The 24,726-nt window shown below is 72.1% G+C and carries 24 protein-coding genes; 12 read left to right on the top strand and 12 right to left on the bottom strand.

Features of this window, described 5'->3' with window-relative positions; all coding sequences use genetic code 11:
- Positions 1 to 50 precede the first annotated feature (50 nt).
- Entirely contained in the window at positions 51 to 1,220 is a 1,170-nt protein-coding gene (locus tag DJ021_RS07450; RefSeq protein ID WP_111456942.1) for an aspartyl/asparaginyl beta-hydroxylase domain-containing protein, read from the top strand.
- A 1-nt stretch (position 1,221) separates the two neighbouring features.
- Here the strand turns inward: DJ021_RS07450 and DJ021_RS07445 are convergent, their stop codons facing one another.
- Positions 1,222 to 2,385: a citrate synthase gene (locus DJ021_RS07445; protein WP_111456941.1), complete on the bottom strand. Its 1,164-nt coding sequence runs from the start codon at positions 2,383 to 2,385 to the stop codon at positions 1,222 to 1,224.
- Between the two features lie 80 nt (positions 2,386 to 2,465).
- On the opposite strand from DJ021_RS07445, the gene DJ021_RS07440 reads away from it, so the two are divergent.
- The 4 genes from DJ021_RS07440 to queG all read left to right on the top strand — a co-directional run bounded on the left by DJ021_RS07440 (position 2,466) and on the right by queG (position 6,456).
- Positions 2,466 to 3,551 (top strand): citrate synthase/methylcitrate synthase, encoded by a 1,086-nt coding sequence (locus tag DJ021_RS07440; RefSeq protein WP_111456940.1) that lies wholly within the window; start codon positions 2,466 to 2,468, stop codon positions 3,549 to 3,551.
- Positions 3,552 to 3,605: 54 nt separating this feature from the next.
- Entirely contained in the window at positions 3,606 to 4,550 is a 945-nt protein-coding gene (locus DJ021_RS07435) for a cation diffusion facilitator family transporter (protein WP_111456939.1), read from the top strand.
- 87 nt (positions 4,551 to 4,637) lie between these two features.
- Positions 4,638 to 5,324 (top strand): FtsZ-binding protein FzlA, encoded by a 687-nt coding sequence (gene fzlA, locus DJ021_RS07430; protein WP_111456938.1) that lies wholly within the window; start codon positions 4,638 to 4,640, stop codon positions 5,322 to 5,324.
- The gene (gene queG, locus DJ021_RS07425; RefSeq protein ID WP_111456937.1) at positions 5,305 to 6,456 is read left to right on the top strand and encodes a tRNA epoxyqueuosine(34) reductase QueG; all 1,152 of its coding nucleotides are present in this window, start codon (positions 5,305 to 5,307) and stop codon (positions 6,454 to 6,456) included. The genes fzlA and queG overlap by 20 nt, the downstream gene beginning before the upstream one ends.
- Positions 6,457 to 6,662: 206 nt before the next feature.
- On the opposite strand, the gene rfbC is transcribed toward queG, so the two are convergent.
- Positions 6,663 to 7,217 (bottom strand): dTDP-4-dehydrorhamnose 3,5-epimerase, encoded by a 555-nt coding sequence (gene rfbC, locus DJ021_RS07420; RefSeq protein WP_111456936.1) that lies wholly within the window; start codon positions 7,215 to 7,217, stop codon positions 6,663 to 6,665.
- A gap of 30 nt (positions 7,218 to 7,247) precedes the next feature.
- Between rfbC and DJ021_RS07415 the strand changes: the two genes are divergently transcribed.
- Positions 7,248 to 8,285 carry a glycosyltransferase family 2 protein gene (locus tag DJ021_RS07415; protein ID WP_111456935.1) on the top strand — a complete coding sequence of 346 codons (1,038 nt, stop codon included), beginning with the start codon at positions 7,248 to 7,250 and terminating at the stop codon, positions 8,283 to 8,285.
- Here the strand turns inward: DJ021_RS07415 and argE are convergent.
- Positions 8,245 to 9,417 (bottom strand): acetylornithine deacetylase, encoded by a 1,173-nt coding sequence (gene argE / locus DJ021_RS07410; protein ID WP_111456934.1) that lies wholly within the window; start codon positions 9,415 to 9,417, stop codon positions 8,245 to 8,247. The two genes, DJ021_RS07415 and argE, sit on opposite strands and share 41 nt — an antisense overlap.
- Before the next feature lie 90 nt (positions 9,418 to 9,507).
- Between argE and DJ021_RS07405 the strand changes: the two genes are divergently transcribed.
- Complete coding sequence (locus DJ021_RS07405; protein WP_243625924.1) at positions 9,508 to 9,978, top strand: GNAT family N-acetyltransferase; 471 nt, start codon at positions 9,508 to 9,510, stop codon at positions 9,976 to 9,978.
- Between the two features lie 124 nt (positions 9,979 to 10,102).
- The gene (locus DJ021_RS07400) at positions 10,103 to 10,546 is read left to right on the top strand and encodes a DUF2267 domain-containing protein (RefSeq protein WP_111456933.1); all 444 of its coding nucleotides are present in this window, start codon (positions 10,103 to 10,105) and stop codon (positions 10,544 to 10,546) included.
- Positions 10,547 to 10,569: 23 nt separating this feature from the next.
- Here the strand turns inward: DJ021_RS07400 and bamJ are convergent, their stop codons facing one another.
- The 4 genes from bamJ to DJ021_RS07380 form a co-directional block, all read right to left on the bottom strand.
- Complete coding sequence (gene bamJ, locus DJ021_RS07395; protein WP_111456932.1) at positions 10,570 to 11,055, bottom strand: BamJ family beta-barrel-assembly machinery protein; 486 nt, start codon at positions 11,053 to 11,055, stop codon at positions 10,570 to 10,572.
- A 3-nt stretch (positions 11,056 to 11,058) separates the two neighbouring features.
- The gene (locus tag DJ021_RS07390; RefSeq protein ID WP_111456931.1) at positions 11,059 to 12,267 is read right to left on the bottom strand and encodes a threonine ammonia-lyase; all 1,209 of its coding nucleotides are present in this window, start codon (positions 12,265 to 12,267) and stop codon (positions 11,059 to 11,061) included.
- Positions 12,268 to 12,334: 67 nt separating this feature from the next.
- Positions 12,335 to 13,399: a mannose-1-phosphate guanylyltransferase/mannose-6-phosphate isomerase gene (locus DJ021_RS07385; RefSeq protein WP_111456930.1), complete on the bottom strand. Its 1,065-nt coding sequence runs from the start codon at positions 13,397 to 13,399 to the stop codon at positions 12,335 to 12,337.
- A gap of 11 nt (positions 13,400 to 13,410) precedes the next feature.
- A complete protein-coding gene (locus DJ021_RS07380; RefSeq protein WP_207801788.1) occupies positions 13,411 to 15,267 on the bottom strand; it encodes an ABC transporter ATP-binding protein in 1,857 nt (618 codons plus the stop codon).
- Between the two features lie 98 nt (positions 15,268 to 15,365).
- Here DJ021_RS07380 and DJ021_RS07375 point away from each other — a divergent pair, with 98 nt between their 5' ends.
- Positions 15,366 to 15,908 carry a D-glycero-alpha-D-manno-heptose-1,7-bisphosphate 7-phosphatase gene (locus DJ021_RS07375; protein ID WP_165837141.1) on the top strand — a complete coding sequence of 181 codons (543 nt, stop codon included), beginning with the start codon at positions 15,366 to 15,368 and terminating at the stop codon, positions 15,906 to 15,908.
- A gap of 3 nt (positions 15,909 to 15,911) precedes the next feature.
- On the opposite strand, the gene DJ021_RS07370 is transcribed toward DJ021_RS07375, so the two are convergent.
- Together DJ021_RS07370 and DJ021_RS07365 are read right to left on the bottom strand one after the other, a co-directional pair.
- Positions 15,912 to 17,534, bottom strand: coding sequence for a cisplatin damage response ATP-dependent DNA ligase (locus DJ021_RS07370; RefSeq protein ID WP_111456928.1), 1,623 nt, complete (start codon positions 17,532 to 17,534; stop codon positions 15,912 to 15,914).
- Between the two features lie 55 nt (positions 17,535 to 17,589).
- Positions 17,590 to 18,600: a ligase-associated DNA damage response exonuclease gene (locus tag DJ021_RS07365; protein ID WP_111456927.1), complete on the bottom strand. Its 1,011-nt coding sequence runs from the start codon at positions 18,598 to 18,600 to the stop codon at positions 17,590 to 17,592.
- A gap of 343 nt (positions 18,601 to 18,943) precedes the next feature.
- On the opposite strand from DJ021_RS07365, the gene DJ021_RS07360 reads away from it, so the two are divergent.
- A complete protein-coding gene (locus DJ021_RS07360) occupies positions 18,944 to 19,387 on the top strand; it encodes a PaaI family thioesterase (RefSeq protein ID WP_111456926.1) in 444 nt (147 codons plus the stop codon).
- Entirely contained in the window at positions 19,384 to 19,803 is a 420-nt protein-coding gene (locus DJ021_RS07355; RefSeq protein WP_111456925.1) for a PaaI family thioesterase, read from the top strand. Before DJ021_RS07360 ends, DJ021_RS07355 begins: the two co-directional genes overlap by 4 nt.
- On the opposite strand, the gene DJ021_RS07350 is transcribed toward DJ021_RS07355, so the two are convergent.
- The 3 genes from DJ021_RS07350 to DJ021_RS07340 all read right to left on the bottom strand — a co-directional run bounded on the left by DJ021_RS07350 (position 19,800) and on the right by DJ021_RS07340 (position 23,377).
- Positions 19,800 to 20,822 (bottom strand): TauD/TfdA family dioxygenase, encoded by a 1,023-nt coding sequence (locus DJ021_RS07350; RefSeq protein WP_111456924.1) that lies wholly within the window; start codon positions 20,820 to 20,822, stop codon positions 19,800 to 19,802. The two genes, DJ021_RS07355 and DJ021_RS07350, sit on opposite strands and share 4 nt — an antisense overlap.
- An 11-nt stretch (positions 20,823 to 20,833) precedes the next feature.
- A complete protein-coding gene (locus tag DJ021_RS07345; RefSeq protein ID WP_111456923.1) occupies positions 20,834 to 22,573 on the bottom strand; it encodes an N-acyl-D-amino-acid deacylase family protein in 1,740 nt (579 codons plus the stop codon).
- A gap of 348 nt (positions 22,574 to 22,921) precedes the next feature.
- Entirely contained in the window at positions 22,922 to 23,377 is a 456-nt protein-coding gene (locus tag DJ021_RS07340) for a COG3650 family protein (protein WP_133254964.1), read from the bottom strand.
- Positions 23,378 to 23,423: 46 nt separating this feature from the next.
- Here DJ021_RS07340 and DJ021_RS07335 point away from each other — a divergent pair, with 46 nt between their 5' ends.
- Positions 23,424 to 24,560 (top strand): DNA cytosine methyltransferase, encoded by a 1,137-nt coding sequence (locus tag DJ021_RS07335; protein ID WP_111456921.1) that lies wholly within the window; start codon positions 23,424 to 23,426, stop codon positions 24,558 to 24,560.
- Positions 24,561 to 24,726: the final 166 nt, after the last annotated feature.

Here is a 24,726-nt window from a genome sequence, read left to right as displayed (position 1 = left end):
CTGGCCGGCCCGCAGGAGGGGGTAACGGCGTTCGGCGACGTCCCTGAGGGGTGAGCTCCGCCACAACGCTACATGAACGGCTCAGCGCGCGCGCCCACGACGCGCTGCGCCGCGGCGACCTCGTCGGGGCGCTTTCGCTGATCGCCGAGGCGGAGGCGGGCGGCGCTACCGGCGTCGACCTGAAGGTGCAGAAGGCCGTCGTCCGCCGCGCGGCCGGCGATCTGGCCGGCGCCGTGGAGGCGCTGGACGAGGCGCTGGCGATCGATCCCTACGACTATTTCGCCCTGCTTTCGAAGGGTGCTCTGGTCGAGAAGCTGTCGGGGGAGCGGGCGGCTGCGCAGATCTACCGGAACGCCCTGAAGATCGCGCCGGCGCCACCGGCGATGCCGCCGCAGCTTGGCCCGCCCACCGCCCGGGCCCGGGCGGTGGTGGCGCGCACCGCCGACGCCCTTGAGGCTTACCTCCGCGAGCGCCTGGCGGGGGTGGCCGTCGAGGTTTCCCTGCCCGGACGGCGCCGATTCGAGGAGTCGCTGTCGATCTTCTCCGGCAGGACACAGGCCTACACCCAGGAGCCGCTGCTGCTGCACTATCCGGGCTTGCCGGCGATCCCGTTCCACGACCGCGCCGAGTTTCCGTGGCTGCCGGTGCTGGAAGCGGCGACCGCGACCATCCAGGCTGAGCTTCAGACAGCCCTGGCCGAGGCCGCCGACGGCTTCGTGCCCTACATCGCCTATCCGCCGGGCGCGCCGGTCAACCAGTGGGGCGAGCTCAACCATTCGCGCCGATGGAGCTCGCTTTTCCTCTGGAAGGACGGGGTGAAGCAGGACGCCGCCTGCGCCGTCTGCCCGGACACGGCGGCCCTGCTGGAGAGCCTGCCCATGGCGGCCCAGCCGGGGTTCGCGCCCACGGCGGTTTTCTCGGCGCTGGACGCGCGCACCCACATTCCGCCGCACACCGGCTCCACCAACGCTCGCCTGCTGGTCCATCTGCCGCTGATCCTGCCGGGACCGGCGCGGTTTCGGGTCGGCAACGAGACGCGCACCTGGAAGATGGGCGAGGCCTGGGTGTTCGACGACACCATCGAGCACGAGGCCTGGAACGACGCCGACGCGCTTCGGGTGATCCTGATCTTCGACATCTGGAACCCCTGTCTCGATGCTGGGGAGCGGCAGCTGATCACCGCCATGATGCACGCCAGGAACGAGTTCTTCTCGGACTGAGCTAGCCGAACTCCGGCTCCGGTCCGACGTAGCGGGCGCGGGGCCGGATCAGGGTGTCGGCCTGGCCCTGCTCCAGGGCGTGGGCGATCCAGCCGGCGCAGCGGGCCACCGCGAACAGGGCGAACGGCGCATCCTGCGGCAGCCGCAACGCCTCGCAGATCGCCATCAGCGCGAAGTCGACGTTGGGCGCCAGGCCCGCCGCGGCCTCCACAGCCTGGCGCAGGGCGGCCAATTCCGGCGGCGCGTCGAACCGCTCCAGCAGGGCGGCGGCCCGCGGGTCGGCGTCGGGATAGAGGGCGTGGCCGAAGCCCGGCAGGGCGCGGTCCTCCACCAGCCGGTTGGCGATGGCGGCGCGCGGGCCGAGTTGGGCCGCCTCGCGGGCGAAGGTGCGCACCGCCGCCGTCGCCCCGCCGTGCCGCGGCCCGGACAGCGTCGCCAGCCCGGCCAGCGCCGCCGCCGACAGCGAGGCTCCGGTGGACGCCGCCACCCGCGCCGAAAAGGCCGAGGCGTTCAGCTCGTGGTCCGCCACCAGCACCAGGGCGCGGCGGATCAGGTCCGCGCCGGGGCCGCCGGGACCCAGGCCCCAGGCCAGCGCCAGCCGGTTGTGGATCGCCCCGCCGCCGACCTCGCCGGCCACGGCGTCGGTCAGCACGTCCAGCAGGGTCGCGGCCTCCACCGCCAGCGCCAGGGCGTTGCGGCCGCGGGCCGGCGGGTCGGTCCCGGCCCGCGCCGCCAGCGCCAGAAAGGCGCGGGTGCGCATGTCCTCCGCCCTCGGCGGGACCGGACGTTCGGTGCGCTTCAGCGCCGCGCCATGGCCGCCGCGCAGCAGGCGCGCCACCGCCTCCAGGGTCTCGGTCTCGGCCAGCTTGATGGCGTCGCGGCCGCGGTAGAACAGCCGCCCGCCGCTCACCGTGGTGATCTGCGATTCCAGCACCGGCTCGCCCCAGGCGATCGCGCCGGCGGCGACCTCCGACACCTTGCGGCTGCGGGCCTTGCGCTGGGTGAGCGCGGCGATGTCGGCCGCCCGATAGAGGCTGCGCCGCGGATCGTGCGGATCGGGCCGCACCTGCACCCGCCCGCGGCTCACATAGGCGTAGAGGGTCTGCGGCCGCACGCCGAGACGGTCACGGGCTTCCTCGGCGGCGATCCAGTCAGGCGAAGGCATACGTTGATTACATTGATCAAGATTGACTGAGGAAGGTTGCCGACAAATCTAGGCGGCGGCAAGCCAGTTTGGAGGACGCCATGTCGGATGGCCTGGAAGACGTCGTTGCGGCCGAGACCGTGCTCTCGGAGGTCGACGGGCAGGCGGGGCGGCTGATCATCCGCGGCCGCTCATTGGACGAGCTCGCCGGGCGCACCCGCTTCGAGGAGGTGGCGCGGCTGTTGTTCGACGGCTTCTTCGACGACCTGCCGGCCGACTTCGGGCCAGCCCTGGGCGCGGCCCGGCTGGCGGTGTTCGCCGAGGTGGCGGCCCTCGACACCGGCCTGCTGGACCGCACGCCGATCGAGGCCATGCGGGCGCTCACCGCCCGGCTGGCCGACGGCGACGACCTCGAGGTGGCGTTCCGGCTGCTGGCCGCGCCGGCGGTGTTCACCGCCGCGGTGGTGCGCGCCCAGGCCGGCGAGGCGCCGGTGCGGCCCGATCCCGCGCTCAGCCACGCCGCCGACATCCTGCGCATGACCCGGGGCCGCCCGGCGACCCGCGCCGAAGCCGAGGCGCTGGACGCCTACCTGGTGACGGTCAGCGACCACGGCCTCAACGCCTCGACCTTCGCGGCCCGGGTGATCGCCTCCACCCGCGCCGGCCTGACCTCGGCGGTGCTCGGCGGGATCAGCGCCCTGAAGGGGCCGCTGCACGGCGGCGCGCCGGGCCCGGTGATCGACATGCTGGACGCCATCGGCGAGCCCGCCAATGCGCGGGCCTGGCTTGAGGCGGCGCTGGCCCGCGGCGACCGGCTGATGGGCTTCGGCCATCGGGTCTACCGGGTGCGCGATCCCCGCGCCGACGCCCTGAAGCGCGCCGTCGGGCGGCTCAGCGACGGCTCCAACGTCCGGCCCGGCCGCCTGGCCTTCGCCGAGGCGGTGGAGAGCGCCGCCCTGGCCATCCTGCGCGAGAAGAAGCCCAACCGCCCGCTCGACACCAACGTCGAGTTCTACACCGCCCTGCTACTGGAAGCGCTCGGCCTGCCGCCGTCGACCTTCACCTGCGTCTTCGCCATGGGCCGGGTGGCGGGCTGGATCGCCCACGCCCGCGAACAGCTGGCCGGCGGCCGGCTGATTCGCCCGCAGTCGCGCTACGTCGGGCCGCTGCCGCAGGTGGCGGCCTAAGCTGAGAGTCGTTCGCGCTGGCCTGGGGCTTCGGCGGCGCTAACTTCCGGCCCGATGAGCACGATACATGGCATGGCCGCGGCGGAGACCGCGGCGCTGACCCGGCGGGTGACCCTGCTGTCGGTGGCCACCGCCACCATCCTGGTGACCATCAAGGTCGCCGCCTGGCTGGCGTCCGGCTCCGTGGCCCTGCTGGCCTCGATGGCGGATTCCGGCCTCGACCTGGTCGCCTCGCTCGCCACTTTCTTCGCGGTCCGCTACGCGGTGGCGCCGCCGGACGCCGAGCACCGCTTCGGCCACGGCAAGGCCGAGGCCTTCGCCAGCCTGGTGCAGGGGGGTCTGGTGTTCGCCTCCGCCGCCCTGATCGCCCGCGAAGCCGTCGGCCACCTGCTCGAACCGCAGCCGCTGAAGTCGGAGGGCTGGGCGATCGTGGTGATGCTGGTCTCCACCGCCCTCACCGGCCTCCTGATCGTCGCCCAGACCCGGGTGCTGCGGCAGACCTCCTCGGTGGCGGTCTCCGGCGACCGCGCCCACTACGCCTCGGACCTGGCCTCCAACGTAATCGCCCTCGCCGGCATCGGCGCCTCGGCCTGGCTGGGGCTGAACGGGCTCGACGCCATCTCCGCCCTGATCGTCGCCGCCCTGCTGCTGTGGGGCGCGGTCGGCGTGTTCCGCGAGGCCTCGGGCCAGCTGATGGACCACGAGCTTTCGGACGAGGCCCGCGCCACCATCGTCCAGCTGATGACCCAGGACCGCCGGCTCACCGACGTCCACCAGCTGCGCACCCGCGCCTCCGGCCCGTTCATCCACATGCAGATGCACGTCGACCTCGACCCCGAGCTGACGCTGGAATCGGCGCACGAGGTGATCGTGGCGGCGGAGAAGCGGCTGCTGGAGGTGTTCCCTTCGGCGGACATCATCATCCACGCCGACCCCCGCGGTCGGGCCGAGCCGCACGGCGGCGCCTTCGCCGAAGCCGCCCGCGCGCAGGCGCAGTAAACGCGCCCTTAAGGGCTCAGGCGTCTGTTGGGGCCCAGCCGATTCGCCCCGGCGAATCCCCCACGCAACTCGCGCGTTAGCCCGGACATGAGCGTCGAACGCACCCTTCACCACTTCCCGCTCGATCCCGCCTCGCGCCAGGTGCGCCTGGTGCTGGGCGAGAAGCGGCTGCCGTTCACCGACGTGCAGGTGCGCTACTGGGAACGGCCGAAGGAGCTGACCGCGCTCAATCCGTCGGGCCTGACGCCGGTGCTGGTGGAGACCCGCGGCGAGGCGCAGCTGGTGCTCTGCGAGAGCCGCGCCATCCTCGACCACCTGGAGGAGAGCGCCCCCGAGCCCGCCCTGCTCGGCCGCGAGCCGGCCGAACGAGCGGAGGCGCGCCGCCTGCTGCAGTGGTTCGACCGCAAGTTCGAGTTCGAGGCCGGCGGCTACATCCTGCACGAGAAGATGGAGAAGCGGCTGCTAGGCCTGGGCGCCCCGGAGCTGGCCAACCTGCGCCAGGGCCGCGAGGGCCTGAAGAACCACCTGTTCTACATCGACAAGCTGCTGCAGGACCGCGAGTGGCTGGCCGGCAAGCGGCTCTCCCTGGCGGATTTCGCCGCCGCCGCCCATCTGTCGGTGATCGACTATTTCGGCGACGTGCCCTGGGCCGACTTCCCTGCCGTGAAGACCTGGTACATGAAGCTGAAATCCCGGCCGTGTTTCCGGCCGCTGCTGCTGGACCGCTGGCCGGGCCTGACGCCCGCCAAGCAATATGACGATCTCGACTTCTGAACGACCTGAAGACCTGATCCGCGCCGAGGCCAAGGCCCTCGGCTTCGACCTTTGCCGCTTCACCGATCTCGACGCCGCCTGGCCAGCCGCCGGCCGGCTCGCCGAATTCATCGACGCCGGTCGCCACGGCGAGATGGGCTGGATGGCCGAGACCGCCGAACGCCGGGCGCACCCGCGGGCCATGTGGACCGAGGCCCGCTCGGCCGTCGTGCTGGGCATGAACTACGGCCCCGACGCCGATCCGCTGGCGATCCTCGAGCAGCCGACGCGGGCGGCGATCAGCGTCTACGCCCAGGGCGACGACTACCACGAGCTGATCAAGGGCCGGCTGAAGCAGCTGGGCGGCTGGCTGCAGGCCCGGTTCGGGGGGCAGCTGAAGGTGTTCGTCGACACCGCGCCGCTGCTGGAAAAGCCCCTGGCCGAGCGCGCGGGCCTCGGCTGGCAGGGCCGCCACACCAACCTGGTCAGCCGCGAGTTCGGCTCCTGGCTGTTCCTCGGCTCGATCCTGACCACGCTCGACCTGACGCCGGACCCGGTCGAGGCCGTCCATTGCGGCAGCTGCACCGCCTGTCTGGAGGTCTGCCCAACCCAGGCCTTTCCCGCGCCCTTCCAGCTCGATGCCCGGCGCTGCATCTCCTACCTGACCATCGAGCTGAAGGGCCCGATCCCGCCCGAATTCCGCGCCGCGCTCGGCAATCGGATCTACGGCTGCGACGACTGCCTGGCGGTCTGCCCGTGGAACAAGTTCGCCCAACAGTCGGCCGAGCAGAAGCTGCACGCCCGCGAGGCGTTGCGGGCGCCCTCGCTGGCCGAGCTCTCGCGGTTGGACGATCCGGCGTTCCGCGCCCTGTTCTCCAAGAGCCCGATCAAGCGCATCGGCCGCGACCGCTTCCTGCGCAACGTGCTCTACGCCATCGGCAACTCCGCCGAGCCGGCCCTGGCGGCCGAGGCGCGCCGGCTCTTGGACGATCCCGCGCCCCTGGTCCGCGGCGCGGCGGTGTGGGCGCTGTCGCGGCTGCTGGACGCGGAGCCGTTCGAGGCGTTGCGGGCGGAGCGGGCGCCGTCAGAGACGGACGAGCAGGTTCGCGCGGAATGGTCCGACGTCCCCGTGGGAGAAGGCCATCCCGCGTAAGCGTGGGATGAGGCGTTGCTGAGGGTATCCGCCCCCAAATCCGCTCATCCCCGCGAAAGCGGGGACCCAGGCTTTTGCGTCACCGTCGACGGACCGCACCTGGATCACCGGTCGAGAACATAAACACCTGGGTCCCCGCTTTCGCGGGGATGACTGGGAGCGGGTTAGCGCGACCTGTCATGCGTCGGGCTCGCGCCCGACACCCATCAGAATTTCGCCTGCGGCATGTCCTTGAGGGTCGGCAGCGCCTGGTCCTTGTCGGACAGCACCGGCTCGCCGGCCAGCGGCCAGTCGATGGCGAGGTCGGGGTCGTTCCACGCCACGCCGCCCTCGGTCTGCGGGGCGTAGAGGCCGTCGACCTTGTAGAACAGCTCGCAGTCATCGGTGAGGGTGCAGTAGCCGTGGGCGAATCCGCGCGGCACGAACAGCTGCTCGCCGCCCGCCGCGGTGAGCTCGGCCCCCACCCAGCGGCCGAAGGTCGGCGAGCCGGGGCGCACGTCCACCGCCACGTCGTAGATCGCGCCGCGCACCACCCGCACCAGCTTGGCCTGCGGATGCGGCGCCTGCTGGAAGTGCAGGCCGCGCACGGTGCCCTTGCGGGCGTTGTAGGCCTGGTTGTCCTGCACGAAGTCGGCGTCGACGCCGGCCTCCGCCAGGCTCCGGCGGCTCCAGGTCTCGGCGAACCAGCCGCGGGCATCGCCATGGCGGCGGGGCGTGATAAGCAGGACCTCGGGAAGCGCCAGTGGCGTGATCGTCGTCATGTCGGCCCAGGATGAGGAGCAGCCCTTCGGATGGCGCGGGTCGGCGCGAATGACAAGCCTCCTCCGCGCGTCAGCGTGGTCGTGGTCGCCTATGAGAGCGGTCCGCTGCTGGCGCAGTGCCTGGCGGCCCTGAAGGCCCAGACGCTCCGCGGGACCGAGGTCATCCTGGTCGACAACGCTTCCAGCGACGGCGCCGCCCAGGCCGCGGCGCAGGCCGACCCGACGCTGACCTTCATCGCCAACACTGAGAACCTGGGCTTCGCGGCGGCGGTGAACCAGGGCGCGCGGCGCGGGCGCGGCCAATGGCTGGCGCTGATCAACCCCGACGCCTTCGCCGAGCCCGACTGGCTGGCGCGCCTGCTGGCGGCGGCCGAGGCCAACCCCGGCGTCCACACCTTCGGCTCGCGGCAACTGCTGGCCGAGGACCCCGGCCGGCTCGACGGCCTCGGCGACGTGATGGCGGCGGCGGGCTTTCCGTTCCGCGGCGGCTACCTGCAGAAGGACCCCGGGCCGATGGCGCCCGGCGAGGCGTTCTCGGCCTGCGGCGGGGCCATGCTGATCGACCGGGCGCTGTTCCTGGAGATGGGCGGCTTCGACGAGCGGCTGTTCTGCTACTGCGAGGACGTCGACCTCGGCTACCGCCTGCAGCTGCGCGGCGAGCCGACGCTGATCGTCCCCGACGCCGTGGTGCGGCACGTGGGCTCGGCCTCGTCGGGCGGCCCGCGCTCCGACTTCGCGGTCTTCCACGGCACGCGCAATCGCCTGTGGGTGTTCGTCAAGAACACCCCGCCGGTGCTGTTCTGGCTGACCCTGCCGCTGCACGTGGCCGCCACCGCCCTGCTGTTCGCCCGCCACGCCACGCGCGGCGAGCTGGCGGCGCCCTGGCGGGGGCTGAAGGCCGGGGTAAGCGGCCTGCGGATCGCGCTGGAGGCCCGCCGCGAAGCCCAGGCGCAACGCACGGTGGGCTCGTGGGCGATCGCCCGGACCATGACCTGGAACCCGCTCGACCTGTTCCAGCGCCGGGTGGTCATTCGCCGGCGGCGGCCCACTCGATCAGTCGACCCATGAAGGCCGCGCCGCGCTGCATCTGAGAGAGCTCGACGAACTCGTCGGCCTGGTGCGCCTGCTCGATGGAGCCGGGCCCGCAGATCACCGTGGAGAAGCCGGCCTCCTGGAACTGCCCGGCCTCGGCGGCGAAGGCCACCGCGCGGGCGGGTCCGTTGTCGCCGGCCAGGCGGCGGGCGAAGGCCTCCGCGACGCCATTCGGCTCCGGCGACAGCGGCGGGGTGCTGGAGCGCCGCTGAACCGTGACGCCCGCGTCCGGCGAGCGCGCCTTCAGCGCCTGGTTCAGCGTCTGCGCCTGGGCGAGGAAGGGCGCCAGGATCGCGTCCGGATCCAGTCCCGGCGGACAGCGCAGGTCGAACAGGAACTGGCACTCGCGGGCCAGGATGTTGCCGGCGGTGCCGCCGTGCACCACCCCGATGGTCAGGGTCGCGCCCTTGGGCGTGAACGGCGAGGCCGGGTCGGCGTCGTGCTCCAGCCGCTCGGCCAGCGCCCGCAGCGAGGCCATCAGCGGCACGGCCTCCATGATCGCCGAGACGCCGAGCTGGGTCTGGCTGGAGTGGGCCTCGTGGCCGTTGACGGTCACCGTGAAGGTGGCGATCCCCTTGTGGCCGTTCACCGCCACCATGTCGGTGGGTTCGCCGACCACCACCAGCGCGGGCCTCGGGAATTCGCGGGCGATCACCTCGATCATCGAGGGCGCGCCCAGGCAGCCGATCTCCTCGTCGTAGGAGAGGGCCAGGTGCACCGGCCGCTTCGGATCGGCGGCCTTCAGACCCGGCACGGCGGCCAGCGCTAGGGCCAGGAAGCCCTTCATGTCGCAGGTCCCGCGGCCATAGAGCCGCCCGTCGCGCTCGGTGACGGTGAACGGGTCCGAGGTCCACGGCTGGCCGTCCACCGGCACCACGTCGGTGTGGCCGGACAGCACCACGCCGCCTTCGACCGCCGGCCCGACGGTGGCGATCAGGTTGGATTTGCGGCCGTCGGCGTTCGGCACCCGGCGGTGCGGGACCCCGTGGCCGTCGAGGTAGGCCTCGACCCACGCGATCAGTTCGAGGTTCGACAGCCGCGACGTGGTGTCGAAGGCCACCAGGGTCTGCAGGATGTCGAGGGCGGCGGGCGTCAGGTCTTCGGCCATGGCGCATGGCATAGACCCGCGTCGTCCAGGCCTCAAAGGAAAGCGCCATGTGCTAGGTCGGTGGGGAAGATCGCCGCCGGGAGGCTCCAGATGCCGAGCATCGCACCGATCACCTTGCGCGAGGCGCGGCGCGACGACGTGGCCGCCATCGTCGCCCTGCTGGCCGACGACCATCTGGGCGCCAGCCGCGAACGGGCGAGCGACCCGCCGCTGCCGGCCTACCTCGCGGCGTTCGCGAAGATCGACGCCGATCCCCGCAACCTGCTGGCGGTCGCCGAGGACGCCTCGGGCGCGGTGGTGGGGACGCTGCAGATGACCTTCATCCCCGGGCTCTCCAACCGGGGGGCGGAGCTGGCGCTGATCGAGGCGGTGCGGGTGAACTCCGGCCGGCGCGGCCAGGGCCTGGGCGCCACGATGATCGAATGGGCGATGGACGAGGCCCGCCGTCGCGGCTGCCGCTTCGTCGAGCTGTTCACCCACGCGAGCCGCACCGACGCCCAGCGCTTCTACGAGCGCCTCGGTTTCGAGCGGAGCCATGCCGGGATGCGCCGCGCGCTGTAGGCGGGGCGGGGCGACCGCGTTCCCGAAGTCGTTTGGGTCTGCCGGACGACATTTGGCCCCCCGGGCGGAACGCACGGCGCCGCCGCGGGTTGGCAGGACGTCACACCGGACGAGGAGCTGCTCCATGAGCGTCACCGGTCTGCCTGTCTTCGACACCACGGTTCAGGAGACCAACCTCTGGCTGAAGAAGGTCGAGGCCGAACTGGCCTCGCTGGACCGCCAACGCTCCTACGAGGCGACGCGGGCGGTGCTGCACGCCCTGCGCGACCGCCTCGAGCCCGACCAGGCGATGAACTTCGCAGCCCAGCTGCCGATGCTGATGCGCGGCTTCATGACCGAGGGCTGGAAGGTCTCGGCAAGTCCCAGCGGCGAGCGGCTGGCCTCGGAATTCCTGCTGCATGTCGAGGAGAAGCTGCCCGCCAGCTACCCGCTGGACGTGGCGGAGACGACTCGCGGCGTGCTGACGGCGCTGTCGCACCAGATGGGCAAGGACTCGATCCGCAAGCTGATGATGCAGTTGCCCAAGGACATCCGCCACCTGTTCCCGGCCGCCCTGCAAACCCAATAGCGGCGGATCAGCCCTGCTGCCAATCAGCCCTGCTGGATGTGGCCGACGCCGGGCAATACGTCGATCAGCTCGATGCGGAAGATCAGCGCCGCGCCGGGCGGGATCTCGCCGCCCGCGCCCTGGTCGCCATAGCCCAGCGCCGGCGGGACATAGAGGACCCATTCGTCACCCGGCCGCATCAGTTGCAGCGCCTCCTGCCAGCCGGGGATCAGGCCCTTCAGCGGCATGGAGGCCGGCTGGCCGCGCTCGTAGGACGAGTCGAACACCTTGCCGTTGATCAGCTTGCCTTCGTAGTGGACCTTGACCTCGTCCATCCGCTGCGGCCGCAGGCCGTCGGCGGGCCCGGACCGGACCACCTTGTACTGCAGGCCGTCCGGCAGCACGTGGACGCCCGGTTGGGTGGCGTTCTGCGCCAGGAAGGTCTTCGCCGCCGCGCTCTGGTCGGGAAGGGTCTTGTGGCAGGCGCCCAGCGCCAGGGCGCAGGCCAATATCGTCAGGGTACGGAACATGGGTCAGACAGCCCTCGGCGGATAGCCGCGCTCGCGCAGCGCGTCCATGATCTCTTGGGTGTGCTGGGCGTCGCGGGTCTCGATCATCAGGTCGAATTCCGCGCCCTTGGCCGGCACGTCCAGGGCGAGGCGGTTGTGCGCCACCTCGATGATGTTGGCGCCCAGCTGGCCGATGATGGTGGAGACGTTGGCCAGCAGGCCCGGCCGGTCGTCGCCGATGATCCGCAGGCTGACGATCCGCTGCTCGCGGACCAGCTCGCGGGTGAGCACCGAGGCCAACAGGCGGGTGTCGATGTTGCCGCCGGTGATCACCAGGCCGCACTTCTTGCCCCGGAACCGCTCCGGATAGGCGAGCAGGGCGGCCAGCGAGGCCGCGCCGGCGCCTTCGGTGACGGTCTTCTCGACGTTGCAGTAGAGGGCCACCGCGCGCTCGAAGAACGGCTCCTCGATCAGCAGCACCTCGTCGATCATCGGCCGAGCGACGGCGTAGCTGAGCTCGCCCACCTGCTTGACGGCGATGCCCTCGGCGATGGTCGCCCCGCCGGTGGCCGCGCCGGCGTTGACGCCGCGCATCTTGGCGGTGAACGACGGATACATGGCCGGCTCCAGGCCGACGATCCGGATGTCCGGCTTCACGTGCCTGGCGGCCGTGGCCATGCCGGCGATCAGCCCGCCGCCGCCGATCGGGATCGGCAGCACCTCGAGGTCCGGCGCGTCCTCCAGCATCTCCAGCGCCACCGTGCCCTGGCCGGCCATGACGTCGAGGTCGTTGAAGGGGTGGACGAACACCATGTCGCGGTCGTCGCGCAGCTTCATGGCGAAGGCCGAGGCCTCGTCGTAGCCCTCGCCGTCGATGACCACGTCGGCGCCGTGGGCGCGGGTCTGCTGCACCTTCACGAACGGCGTGCCGCGCGGCATGACGATGGTCACCGGGATGCCCAGGCGCGCGGCGTGGTAGGCCAGCCCCTGGCTGTGGTTGCCGGCCGAGGCCGCGATCACGCCGCGCTTCTTCTCGGCCTCGGTGAGCTGCAGGAGCTTGTTGAGCGCGCCGCGCTCCTTGTAGGCGGCGGTGAACTGCAGGTTCTCGAACTTCACCCACACCTGGGCGCCGGTAATCTCCGACAGCGTCCTCGACGGGCGGCAAGGGGTGCGCTCGATATGACCCTTCAACCGCTCTTGAGCGGCGAGGATATCGTCGAAGGAAAGTGTCATGTGCGGGAAGCCGGGGCGAGAAAGGCCGGCAACCTAACGACGTGACGCCGCTGCTGCAATGCAGCGTCTAGAGGAGGTCGCCGCGGCCGGCCGCCTTCATCGCCTCGACGGCGGCCTTCAGCGGCTCGGAGGCGTCGCGGCGGGTGACCAGCACCACGCCGTCCTGGACGATCACCGCCAGCCCCTCGACCCCGGCCACCACCACCGGCGGGCCGTCGCTGCGCACCAGGCAGCCGGCGGTCTGCACCGCCGTCACGTCGCCTTGGAAAACGTCGCCCGACGCGGTCTTGTCGGCCAGCTCCCAGATCGCCTGCCAGGCGCCCACGTCGCTCCAGCCGAGGTCGCAGGGCGCCACCACCGCGAGGCTGGTCTTCTCCATCACCGCATAGTCGATGGAGATCGAGGGCGCGGTCTCGAAGCTTGGGCCCAGCGGCATGATCCCGTCGACCACCCGGGCTTCGCGCACGGCGGCCTCGGCGGCTTCAGCCACCTCGGGGGCCAGGCGCCGGGCCTCCTCCAGGAAGGCGCGGGCGGAGAACAGGAACATGCCGGCGTTCCAGCTGTAGGCCGGGTCGGCCAGGAAGCGCGCGGCGGTGGCGGCGTCGGGCTTCTCCACGAAGGCCTCGACCGGCCGCACCGGGCCGTCGCCGGCGCCGGCGCGGATATAGCCGTAGCCGGTCTCGGGCCGGCTGGGCTTGAGGCCGAACACCACCAGGGCGCCGTCGATGGCCGCCTGCCGGCCCGCCGCCATCACCGCCTGGTAGGCGGGCACGTCGGTGATGTCGTGGTCGGCGGGCAAGAGCAGCAGCAGGGCGTCGGGATCGCGCGCCGCCAGGGCGGCGGCCGCCGCCACCGCGCAGGGGGCGGTGTTGCGGGCCATCGGCTCCAGCATGATCAGCTGCGGGGCGACCCCGGCCGCGGTGAGCTGGGTCCGCGCGATCTCCGCGTGCGCCGCATTGCAGACCACCACCGGGGCGTCGAACAGCGGCCCCTGTGAGCGCAGCGCCGTCTCCTGGATCAGGGTGTGGGCCCCGCCCAGCGCGTGGAACTGCTTGGGCGACGCGCGCCGCGACACCGGCCACAGGCGCGTGCCGGAGCCGCCGGACATGATGACTGGGGTGATCTTGGCCATGGCGAAGCTTCCTAAGCCACTTCCGCCGGTGGGTCGAATTCCGCCACCCAGTGGCCGGGCGCCACCTCGCGCAGCGCCGGCGCGAGGATCGGCGCATTGGGATCGACCGGCAGCCGCGACGGGGCGAACCGGAAGGCCGAGCGCGGGTCCATCGGGCTGGGCGGCTCGCCCGCCAGCTTCAGCCGCTTGCGGTTGCGCTCCAGCTTCGGATCGGGGATCGGCGCGGCGGACAACAGGGCTTTTGTGTAGGGGTGTTGCGCCGCGCTGTAGAGCCGGGCGCCGTCCGCCTGCTCCACCACCCGGCCGAGATAGAGCACCAGCACCCGGTGGCTGATCTCGCGCACCACCGCCAGATCATGGCTGATGAACACCATGGCCAGGCCCATCTCCTTCTGCAGGTCGATCAGCAGGTCGATGATCTGGGCGCGGATCGAGACGTCCAGCGCCGACACCGCCTCGTCGCAGATCACCAGCTTCGGCTTCAGGACCATCGCCCGGGCGATGCCCACCCGCTGGTTCTGGCCGCCGGAGAGCTCGTGCGGGTAGCGGTTGATCAGGCCGGGATCGAGCTCGGTGCGGGCCATCATCGCCGCCACCTCCCGGTCGCGGCCGGCGCGGTCCAGGTCGGGCCGGAAGACCTGCAGCGGCTCGGCGATGGAATCGCCGATGGTCATCCGCGGATCGAGGCTGGCGAGCGGGTCCTGGAAGACGATCTGCAGGTCCTTCCGCGCCGCCCGCATCGCCGCGCGCTCGGCGTGGGTGATGTCGCGGCCCATCAGGGTCACCGCGCCGGCGGTGGGCGGGATCAGGTTCAGCACCGCCCGCGCCAGCGTCGACTTGCCCGAGCCGCTCTCGCCGACCACGCCGAGGGTCTCGCCCTGACGAACCTGGAAGGAGACGCCGTCGACGGCGCGCAGTTGTTGTCGAGGTCCGAACAGGCCGCCCGCGACCGGAAACCAGACCTTCACGTCGCGGCCCTCGACCACCACCGGCGCGTCCGCGGCGACCGGCGCCAGCATCGGCCGGCCGCCGCGGCCTTCGCGGTCGAGCCGCGGAATCGCGGCCAGCAGGGCGCGGGTGTAGTCGGTCTGCGGACGGGCGAAGATCGCCTCGGCGGAGCCCGCCTCGACGTAGGCGCCGTCCTTCATCACGCAGACCCGGTCGGCGAGCCGGGCGATCACGCCCATGTCGTGGGTGATCAGCACCATGGCCGCGCCGGTCTCGCGCTGCAGGTCGCTCATCAGGTCGAGGATCTCGGCCTGCACGGTGACGTCGAGCGCCGTGGTCGGCTCGTCGGCGATCAAGAGCTCCGGGCCGCCGGCCATCGCCGCGGCGATCATCACCCGCTGGCGCATGCCGCCGGAGAGCTCGTGCGGATACTGGCGAAGCCGCTGCGCGGCGTCGGGGATGCGCACCTTCTCCAGCCACAGCTTCGCCTGCGCCCGGGCGTCGCGGTCGCTGAGCCCCAGATGCAGCCGCAGCGGCTCGGCGATCTGCTCGCCGATCCGCACGTGGGGGGTCAGGGCGGTCAGCGGGTCCTGGAAGATCATGGTCATCTTCGAGCCGCGGATGCGGTTCAGCGCCCGGGGCTTCAGCCCCAGCAGCTCCTGGCCGCGAAATCTCGCCGAGCCGGTGGCGCGGCCGTTCTGCGCCAGCAGGCCCATCACGGCCATGAAGGTCTGGCTCTTGCCCGACCCGCTCTCGCCGACCACGCCCAGGGTCTCGCCGCGGGCGATCGACAGCGAGACGCCGCGCACCGCCTGCACCACGGCGTCATGGGTGGCGAAGTCGACGGCCAGGTTTTCGAGGGCGAGTACGTTTTCGGGGGCGACCACCGGGTCGAGCATGGGCGGCGCGGTGGCGGACAAGCTCAACCCTTCGGCAGGACGGCGAGATCGACGACCTTAGCCGCCCCTTCCGGCTTTTTGAAATCGCACGTTTGGCGGCTTTGGCTATAGTCCGGCGCGTGTCCGACAGTCCCTCCGCCCTCCCGCCGCGTCCCGCGCTGTTCCTCGACCGCGACGGGGTGCTGAACGAGGACCAGGGCTACGTCCACCGCTGGGAGGACTTCCGCTGGATCCCGGGGGCCCGGGAGGCGGTAGTCGCCTTCAACCGCGCCGGTTGGCTGGTGATCGTGGTGACCAACCAGTCCGGGGTCGGCCGCGGCTACTACACCGAGGACGACATGCACGCCCTGCATGCGCGGATGTCCGAGGAGCTCGCCCAGGCCGGCGGGCGGATCGACGCCTTCTACTTCGCCCCGCAGCACCCCAAGGCCGAGCTCGACCAGTACCGCCACCCCGACCCGCCGGACCGCAAGCCGAACCCGGGCATGATCCTGCGCGCCCTGGCCGACTGGCCGATCGACCGCGAGCGCTCGATCCTGGTCGGCGACAAGGTCTCCGACATCGACGCCGCCACCCGCGCCGGCATCCGCGGCGTGCTGTTCCCGGGCGGCGACCTGAAGACCTTCCTCGAGAACGAGCTGCCGGAAGTCCAGTTCGGCTGAGGCTCAGCGCGCCTCCATCTGCTCCAGCATCCGCTCTAGCGTGGGCAGCTCGTCGGCCTCGCCGGGCGGCTTGTCCCAGCGGATGCGGCTGATGCGCGGGAAGCGCATGGCGACGCCGGACTTGTGGCGGCCGGAGCGTTGCAGGCCCTCGAAGGCCACCTCGAACACCAGGCCGGCGTGCGGCTCGGCGCGCACCGAGCGGACCGGCCCGAACCGCTCGATGGTGTTGTCGCGGACGAACTTGTCGATCTGCTTCAGCTCCTCGTCGGTGAAACCGAAATAGGCCTTGCCCACCGGGGTCAGCGCCCGCTGGCCGTCCGTCCCGTCGGTCCACACCCCGAAGGTGTAGTCGGAATAGAAGCTCGAGCGCTTGCCGTGCCCGCGCTGGGCGTACATCAGCACCGCGTCGATCAGGAACGGGTCGCGCTTCCACTTGAACCACGGCCCCTTCGGCCGTCCGGCCTCGTAGATCGAGTCCCAGCGCTTGAGCATCAGGCCCTCGGCCACCTGCGGGTCGCCGGGCGGCGGCTCGGCGCGCAGGGCCGCGAGCTCCGCCCAGCTGGCGAACGGCTGCATCGGCGAGAGGTCGAGGCGCGGGCTGGCCTGGCGCGCCACGAAGGCCTCCAGCCGCTGGCGGCGCTCGGCGAAGCTCAGGGTGCGGGTCTCCTCCGGCCCCTCGGCCAGCAGGTCGTAGGCGCGCACGCCGGCCGGGTAGGCGGCCATCAGCCTGGCGTCCACCGACTTGCGGTTCAGCCGCTGCTGCAGGTCTGCGAAGCTCGCCACCCGCCCCTCGCGCATCACCAGCAGCTCGCCGTCGATCACGCCTTCGTCGGTCAGCGCGTCGAGGACGTCGGGGAAGGTCTTGGAGATGTCGTCGCCGGTGCGGGTGTAGAGCCGGCGGACGCCGCCCTCGTGCACCGCCTGCACCCGGATGCCGTCCCACTTCCACTCCGCGGCGTAGTCGGCCGGGTCCAGCTTGGCGAAGTCCGCCGCCTCGTCGATGGCCTGGGCCAGCATGGCCGGGCGGAAGCGGCCGGGGTTCTCCGACGAGGGCTTCTCCGACCGCCCCTCCAGCCAGGCGAACAGGTCCTCGTAGGGCGGATGCAGGGCGTGCCAGAGCTCCTCCACCTCGGCCACCGGGACGCCGGCCAGGTCGGCGGCCGCCTGCTTGGCCAGCCGGGCGGAGAGGCCGACCCGCAGCTCCCGGGTCATCAGCTTGAGCAGGGCCCAGCGCTCGCGCGGCTCGCGCATGGCGTCGAGCCAGCCTTCGATCAGCCGCTGCACCTCGGCGCGGGTGGCGCCGCGCAGCGCGTCCACCACCTCCGACAGCTCCGGCTCGCGGTTGGCGCCCGGCCGCGCGGGCCAGACCAGGGCCACGGTCTCGGCCAGGTCGCCCACATAGTCGTAGGACCACCAGAACAGCTGCGGGTCCATCCGCTCCTCCACCGCCTTGCGGATGAAGGTCGGCTTGGCGGCGGTGAAGGTCAGGTCGCCGGTCAGCGCCGCCAGCGCCCACCCGCGGTCGGGGTCCGGCGTATCGCGCAGATAGTCGCGCACCAGCGTCAGCTTGGCGTTCCGCGACCCGGTCAGCGACAGCCGGTCCAGCAGCTCGGCGAAGGCGCGCATCGGCTACCGCGGCCCTCCCGGGGATGATGTTCGGAAGGGGGCGCCGCGGCAGAGGCTAGTCATCGCCCTCCTCCTCGTAGCCGACCAGGGCCAGCGCCCGGGCCGGGACGCCGTGCAGCTCGGCCCAGCGGGCCAGGGCTTCCTCCCGGCCGTGGGTGATCCACAGCTCGCCGGGCCGCAGCTCGTCCACGGTGGCGGTCAGCTCGTCCCAGTCGGCGTGGTCGGAGATCACCAGCGGCAGCTCGACGCCGCGTTGGCGGGCGCGGGCGCGGACCTGCATCCACCCCGAGGCGAAGGCCGCCACCGGATCGGGGAACCGCCGGCTCCAGCGGTCCTGCAGGGTGGAGGGCGGCGCGACGATGATCTCGCCGGCGAACGCTCGCTTCTCGGTGGTGGTGGCGGGCGCCAGCGGCCCGAGGTCGACGCCGTGCTTCTCGTAGAGGGCGTTCAGCCGCTCCAGCGCCCCGTGGACATAGATCGTCCGCTCCCAGCCGGCCTCGCGCAGCAGGCGGATGATCCGCTGGGCCTTGCCGAGCGCGTAGGCGCCCACCAGGTGCGAGCGCTCCGGGAACTGCGCCACCGAGCGCAGCAGGCGGGCGATCTCGTCCCTGTCGTCGGGGTGGCGGAACACCGGCAGGCCGAAGGTGGCCTCGGAGATGAAGACGTCGCAGGGGACCGGCTCGAACGGCGGGCAGGTCGGGTCGCGGCGGCGCTTGTAGTCCCCCGACACCACCATGGTCAGGCCCTTCCAGCGCACCACCACCTGGGCGGAGCCGAGCACGTGGCCGGCCGGCACCAGGGTGACTTCGACCTCGTCGCGGGGCACCGCCTCGCCATAGGCCGCCGCCTGCATGGTCTCGGCGAATGCGAGCCCATAGCGCTCGCCCATGATGTCCAGGGTCTCGACGGTGGCCAGCACCGCGCCGTGTCCCGACCGCGCATGGTCGGCGTGGCCATGGGTGATCACCGCGCGCGGCACCGGCCGCACCGGGTCGATGTAGAAGTCGCCGGGCGCACAGTAGAGCCCCTCGGGCTTCGGGCAGAGCAGGTCCTGTGGACGGATCATGATCTCGCATCTAGGCCGCTGTGGCCGCGGCGCAACCTTACCAAGTATTCACCTTATGAATTCGACGTCATGACGCCGACTTAACGAGTATTCAAGCACGTCGTCACATATACCCCGCCTCACCGGACGCGACACCGCGCCCACACCCTGAACAACATGAGGCATACCATGTCGAATACCTTCTCTCCCCTGCTTGGCGTCGCCAACTTCGCCATGGCCGCGACGCCTGTGCTGGCCATCGTCGTCGCCTACATCGCAACGCTCGCCCACTAGGTTCCGTCCCGGCCGCCCTCTGCCGCGCCATCGTTGACGGCGAGGCGGGGCGGCCGTAACCCCGCGGGGCATGAGCTTCGACCCCGACCAGCTGCGGCAAGCCTTCGTGACCATGGCCACCGGCGGGCCACAGGCCGCGGCGCTGGGCTTCCGGCTGCGCTCCGCCGAGGGGCCCCGGGGCTCCATCGAGGTTCCCTGGCGCGAGGACCTGGTCGGCGATCCCGACACCGGCGTCATCGCCGGCGGGGTGGTCACCAGCCTTCTCGACCACACCTGCGGCCTGGCCATCACTTCGGCCGCCGGCGCCGCGCTCGCCTCCACGGCCACCCTCGACCTGCGGATCGACTACATGCGCGCCGCCGCGCCGCGCGCCGGCGTGATCTGCGAGGCGCACTGCTACAAGCTCACCCGCTCCATCGCCTTCGTCCGCGCCCAGGCGTGGGACGCCGACCCGGCCGATCCCATCGCCACGGCCCAGGCCGCCTTCGTGATCAACCGGCCAGCTGCGGGATGAGCGAAGACTCCGCCCGCCAGCTCGAAGCCTTCCTGCAGCGGGTGCCCTACATCCGCTTCCTGGGCATGCGCGCCGAGTTGGCCGGCGACGAGATGACCGCCGTCCTGCCGTTCGCGCCGCACCTGGTGGGCAATCCGATACTGCCGGCCCTGCACGGCGGGGTGCTGGGGGCCTTCCTGGAGATGACCGCGCTGGCGCAGCTGTCGGTCACCCAGCCCACGGCGCGCATCCACAAGACCATCGACGTCACCATCGAATACCTGCGCCCCGGCCGGGCGCTGACCACCTACGCCCGCGCCGACCTGCGCAAGGTCGGCCGGCGCATCGCCAACGTCCACGTCGAGGCCTGGCAGGAGGCGCGCGACCATCCGGTGGCGGCGCTGCGCGGCCACTTCCTGCTCAGCGCCGAGGGCTAGGAGGCGGCGTCCAGCCGGCTGACGCTGAGCTTCTTCGCCCAGTGCGAGCCCATGCGGTTGGTGAAGATCGACGGGCGGTCGGCGAGCAGGTCGGTCTCCAGCCACAGGCGCTTGAGGTGCCGCACCCGGCCGGCGGCGCGGTCGTCCCGATAGGGCGTGCGGCCGTGCAGCACGTGGTAATTGTTGATGAACTGCATGTCGCCGGGCCGGAAGTCCATGGTCACGGCGTAGCGGCCGCTCTCCGCCGTCTCCTGCATCCAGGTCAGCGCCTCAAGGGCCTTGTCGGTGAGCCGCGGCGCCTCGGCGTGGCGCTGCGAGGCCAGGATGTAGGGCCGGATCAGGCGCACGAACAGCCGGTCGCCGTGGCGGGTGAACACCGGCATCGAGTACCACGCGGGCTTTCCGGCCGGCTGTTCGCCCCGGTAGTCGTAGGGCTGCGGCTGGTAGAGCTCGGCGGCCAGCTCCGGCCGCTCGCGGACCAGCCGGTTGTGCAGGGCGACGGAATTGCACACCGCCGACAACCCGCCCTCGACCCCGGTCTGCAGGCAGAGCAGGCCCACCAGATCCGAGCCGTCGCAGTGGTAGTCGAGGCCGATCTGGCCCAGCTCGTTGCCCCGCGCGGTCGGGTCGCCCGGCTGCTTGCCCTGGTCGGTGACGTCGCCCAGCACATGGCCCTTGGCGTTCTGCGGCCACGGCTTGCCCAGGTGCGCGCCGATCCCCCAGTAGGCGAGGCACATGTCGTCGTTGGTCCAGCGCTCGCGCGGCAGGCCGCGGATCAGCACGAAGCCGCGGCCGTCCATCAGCTCGGTCTCGATCGCCCGCAGCCGGGGCCCGAGGGTCGGCAGCGGGAAGTCGGCCTTGCCGAGGTCGAGGAGGTCGGAGGACCTGTCGCGGGCGCGGGCGATCGCCGCCTCCAGCTCGGCGATTTCCGCGGCGGAGAGCTGCTCGGTCCACCGCGCCGGGTCGCGGACGTCCTCGGCGCTCCATTCGCAGGCGGTCTCCAGGACGTCGACGTGCACGGCAGGCCCTCCTATTCCGCGGCCAGGGCGGCGGGTGCTCCCTGCGCGCCGCGCAGCAGGCGTCCGGGCAGGGCGTCGGTGGGCTCGCCGCCGCGGTAGGTGACCTGGCCGGCGACGATGGTCGCCACATAGCCTTCCGCCCGCTGGATCAGCCGCCGCCCGCCGGCCGGCAGGTCGTGCGCGACCTGCGGGCTCAACAGCTTCAGCCGGCCGTAGTCGATGACGTTGAGGTCGGCGCGGTAGCCCGGCGCGACCAGGCCGCGGTCGTAGAGGCCGACGGCTTCGGCGGTGTCGCGGGTTTGGGCCCGGACCATCCGCTCCAGCGGCAGCTTGGGCCCCCGCGTGCGGTCGCGGGTCCAGTGGGTGAGGTTCGAAGTCGGGAAGCTGCCGTCGCAGATCATGCCCACGTGCGCGCCGCCGTCCGACAGGCCGGGCACCGCGTCGGGATGGGTCAGCATCTCGTAGGCCGGGTCGAGCGAGCCGTCGGCGTAGTTGAGGAACGGCAGGTAGAGCATGCCGCGGCCGCCCTGGCGCAGCATGTGATCCAGCGCCACCTCGGCGGGATCGACCCCGCGGCGCTCGGCCAGCGCCGCCACCGTCTGGTCCGGCGTCTGCTCGTAGTCGGGCTCGTCGCCCATCAGGAACATCTTGTCCCAGTTGCGCGGCTGGGCGCCGGCGAAGCCGCGGTCCGCCTCGCTCTGCTCGGCCAGCAGCCGCGCGCGGAAGGCGGGATCGCGCAGCCGCGCCACGCGGCCCTCCAGCGGCAGGTCCTTGATCCCCCGATAGGCGGGATGGTGGCTGAAGGGGTTCAGGGTCAGCTCGAAGCCGAACAGGATGCCCACCGGCCGCCCCGCCACCTGGGCGCGCATGGGCAGGCCCGCGGCGCTGGCCTGCGACAGCCTCTCCAGCAGGAACCGATAGCCCTCCGGCTGGCGCGGGCTCTGCACCAGGCTGAAGGACAGCGGCCGGCCCGATTTCTCCACCAGCCGCCGCAGCATGGCGAACTCCGCCTCGGCGTCGGCGAAGTCGGAGACGAACTGCAGCGTCCCCTTGCCGGCCGCCGCAAGGCCCATGGCGATGCCGGTCAGCTCGTCCTCGCCCGCCGTCAGGGTCGGGGTCGGCTGGCCGTCGGAGGTGCGATGGTTGAGCGTGCGCGAGGTGGAGAAGCCGAGCGCGCCGGCGTCCACCGCCCGCCGGGCGATCGCCGCCATGGCGTGGATGTCGGCCGGAGTGGCCGGCTCGCGGTTGGCCCCGCGCTCGCCCATAACGAACACCCGCAGCGCGGCGTGCGGCAGCTGGCTGCCGATGTCGACGTCGAAGCGGCGCTGCGACAGGGCGTCGAGATAGTCGGGATAGCTCTCCCAGGTCCACGGCAGGCCCTGGCTCAGCACCGGGAATGGAATGTCCTCGACGCCTTCCATCAGCCGGATCAGCCGGTCGTGGTCTTCGGCCTTGCAGGGGGCGAAGCCGACGCCGCAGTTGCCCATCACCACGGTGGTGACCCCGTGCCAGGAGGACGGCTGCATCCGGCTGTCCCAGGTGGCCTGGCCGTCATAGTGGGTGTGGATGTCGACGAAGCCCGGGGTGACCAGCAGGCCGGCGGCATCGATCTCCTCGGCGCCGGCCCCGGCGATCCGGCCCACCGCGGCGATCCGCCCGTCCCTGACGCCGACGTCGGCGTCGACCGGCGCGCCGCCGGAACCGTCGACGAGCGTCCCGCCCCGGATCACCAGGTCGTAGGCCTTGTCCATGCGCCGCGCCTCCCCAGGCGTTTTGTCGTCGGGCGTTTTGTTATCGCCGGTAATTAGCCGCCCGCGCGCAGGGATCGGTCAAGCCCGCAGATGGCTTGGCCGTAGGAACTCACTGTTTATTCAGCCTGTTAATTCCCCGACCATTAACCGCAGCAAGCTACACCGTAGTCCTTCGCGTAAGGACGGTTCGAGGGACCCGGACATGGCGCTGAAAGCGTTTCTCGCCGCGGCCGCCGCCGCGGCTATCGCCGTGGGGCTTGCGCTCCCGGTGCGGCACCACAGCCAGGCGGCGACGGCCCGCCAGTCGCAGGTCGCCTCCTTCGAGCCGGGCCGTGGCCAGGCTGGGGACTAGCGGGCGGCGACGCCCTTCGGCGCGCTCGCGGGCCTGGCGGCGCATCCGCTCAGCTGCGTGAGCTGCGTGAGTTCCACCTGGGCCGCCAGCGGATAGGTCCGGTCGCCCATCCCATCCGTACAATCGCTGACGTAGACCGTCGCCTTGATCGTCTGGCCGTCGGCGGACTGGCCGGACCAGGCGGCTTGCGCGTCGCCCAGCACCGGGGCGGCGACGGTGGCGACCAGGTCCGGCGCGCCGGCCCGCGACAGGGTCATCTGCGTCCCCCGGATCTTCAGGCTCCAGAACGGCTCGGTCCCACGCGCGTCGATGTCGCCGCCGATCTGGGCCGCGGTCATCGGCGGCGGGGCGGCCTTGAGCGGGTCGTCCGGCGACGCCGCCGGCTTGCCCCCCGGGCCGTGGGGCTGGCAGGCGCAGAGGACCAGGGCGGATAGGGCGATCAATCGGCGCATGTCTGCGGCCTTTCGGTGGGCGCGACGCACGCTAGACTCGCTGTCCATGAGTCGGGCGCCCGCCACCTTCTACGAGTTTTTCGCCGGCGGGGGCATGGCCCGTCTGGGGCTCGGGGACGATTGGCGCTGCGCTTTCGCCAACGACTTCGATCCGGTGAAGGCCGCCACCTACCGGGCCAACTTCGCCGACGCCGCGGACCACCTGCACGTGGGCGACGTCTGGAAGCTGTCGGCCGCCGACCTCGCGGGCCGCGCCGACCTCGCCTGGGCCTCCTCGCCCTGCCAGGACTTCAGCCTGGCCGGCGCGCGGGCCGGGCTGGCGGGCGGGCGCTCCTCGGCCTTCTTCGGCTTCTGGCGGCTGATGCAGGCGCTGGGCGCCGAGCATCGGGCGCCGCGGATCATCGTCATCGAGAACGTCGGCGGCCTTTTGACCTCCCACGGCGGGGCCGACTTCGCCGCCCTGGGCGAGGCGCTGGCCAGCCAGGGCTACAGCTTCGGCGCGCTGGAGATCGACGCGGCGGCCTTCCTGCCGCAATCGCGGCCGCGGGTGTTCGTGATCGCCACCCGCGAGCCGGCGCCCGCCCACCTGGTCGGCGACAGCCCCTTCCGGACCCGGGCGGTGCACGCCGCCGCCGCCCACCTGCCGCCGGCGCTGGCGACCCGCTGGATCGACTGGCGGCTGCCCGCCCCGCCGCCGCGCAACACCGACCTGGCCGCCCTGCTCGAAGACCCTGCGGACGTCGCCTGGCACAGCGCCGAGCGCACCGCCGCGTGGCTTTCGATGATGTCGCCGCTGCACCTGACCCGGCTGGAGACGCTCAAGGACCGTGGCGTCGCCGTGGTCGGCGCGGTCTTCCGGCGCATGCGGATCGAGGACGGCCAGCGGGTGCAGCGCGCCGAAGTCCGATTTGACGGCGTCGCCGGCTGCCTGCGCACGCCGCGCGGCGGCTCCTCGCGCCAGGTCATCGTCAGCGTCGAGGGCCAGCGGGTGCGCACCCGCCTGCTCACCCCCCGCGAAGCCGCCCGCCTGATGGGCCTGCCGGACAGCTACGCCCTGCCGAAGGCGGCGACCAACGCCCTGCACGTGGCCGGCGACGGCGTCGCCGTGCCGGTGGTCCGCTGGCTGGCCCGCGAGCTGCTGGAGCCGCTGCTGGACGGGCCTGCCGCCATGGCGGCGGAGTAACGATCACCCCGCGCTCGTCATCACCCGGCTTGTCCGGGTGACCCATCCCAAAGCCGATCTTCAGCACATGAGGCCCCCGCATCGGGCTGGGTGGCCCGGACAAGCCGGGCCATGACGAAGGGCGATCGACGCGAGGGTGCTTCCAAAAGCCGCTGGAAGTCTTAGG

Origin of the sequence: Phenylobacterium hankyongense, from assembly GCF_003254505.1 — a bacterium.
Lineage (GTDB): Bacteria > Pseudomonadota > Alphaproteobacteria > Caulobacterales > Caulobacteraceae > Phenylobacterium > Phenylobacterium hankyongense.
This window is presented reverse-complemented; position numbering and strand designations above follow the sequence as displayed.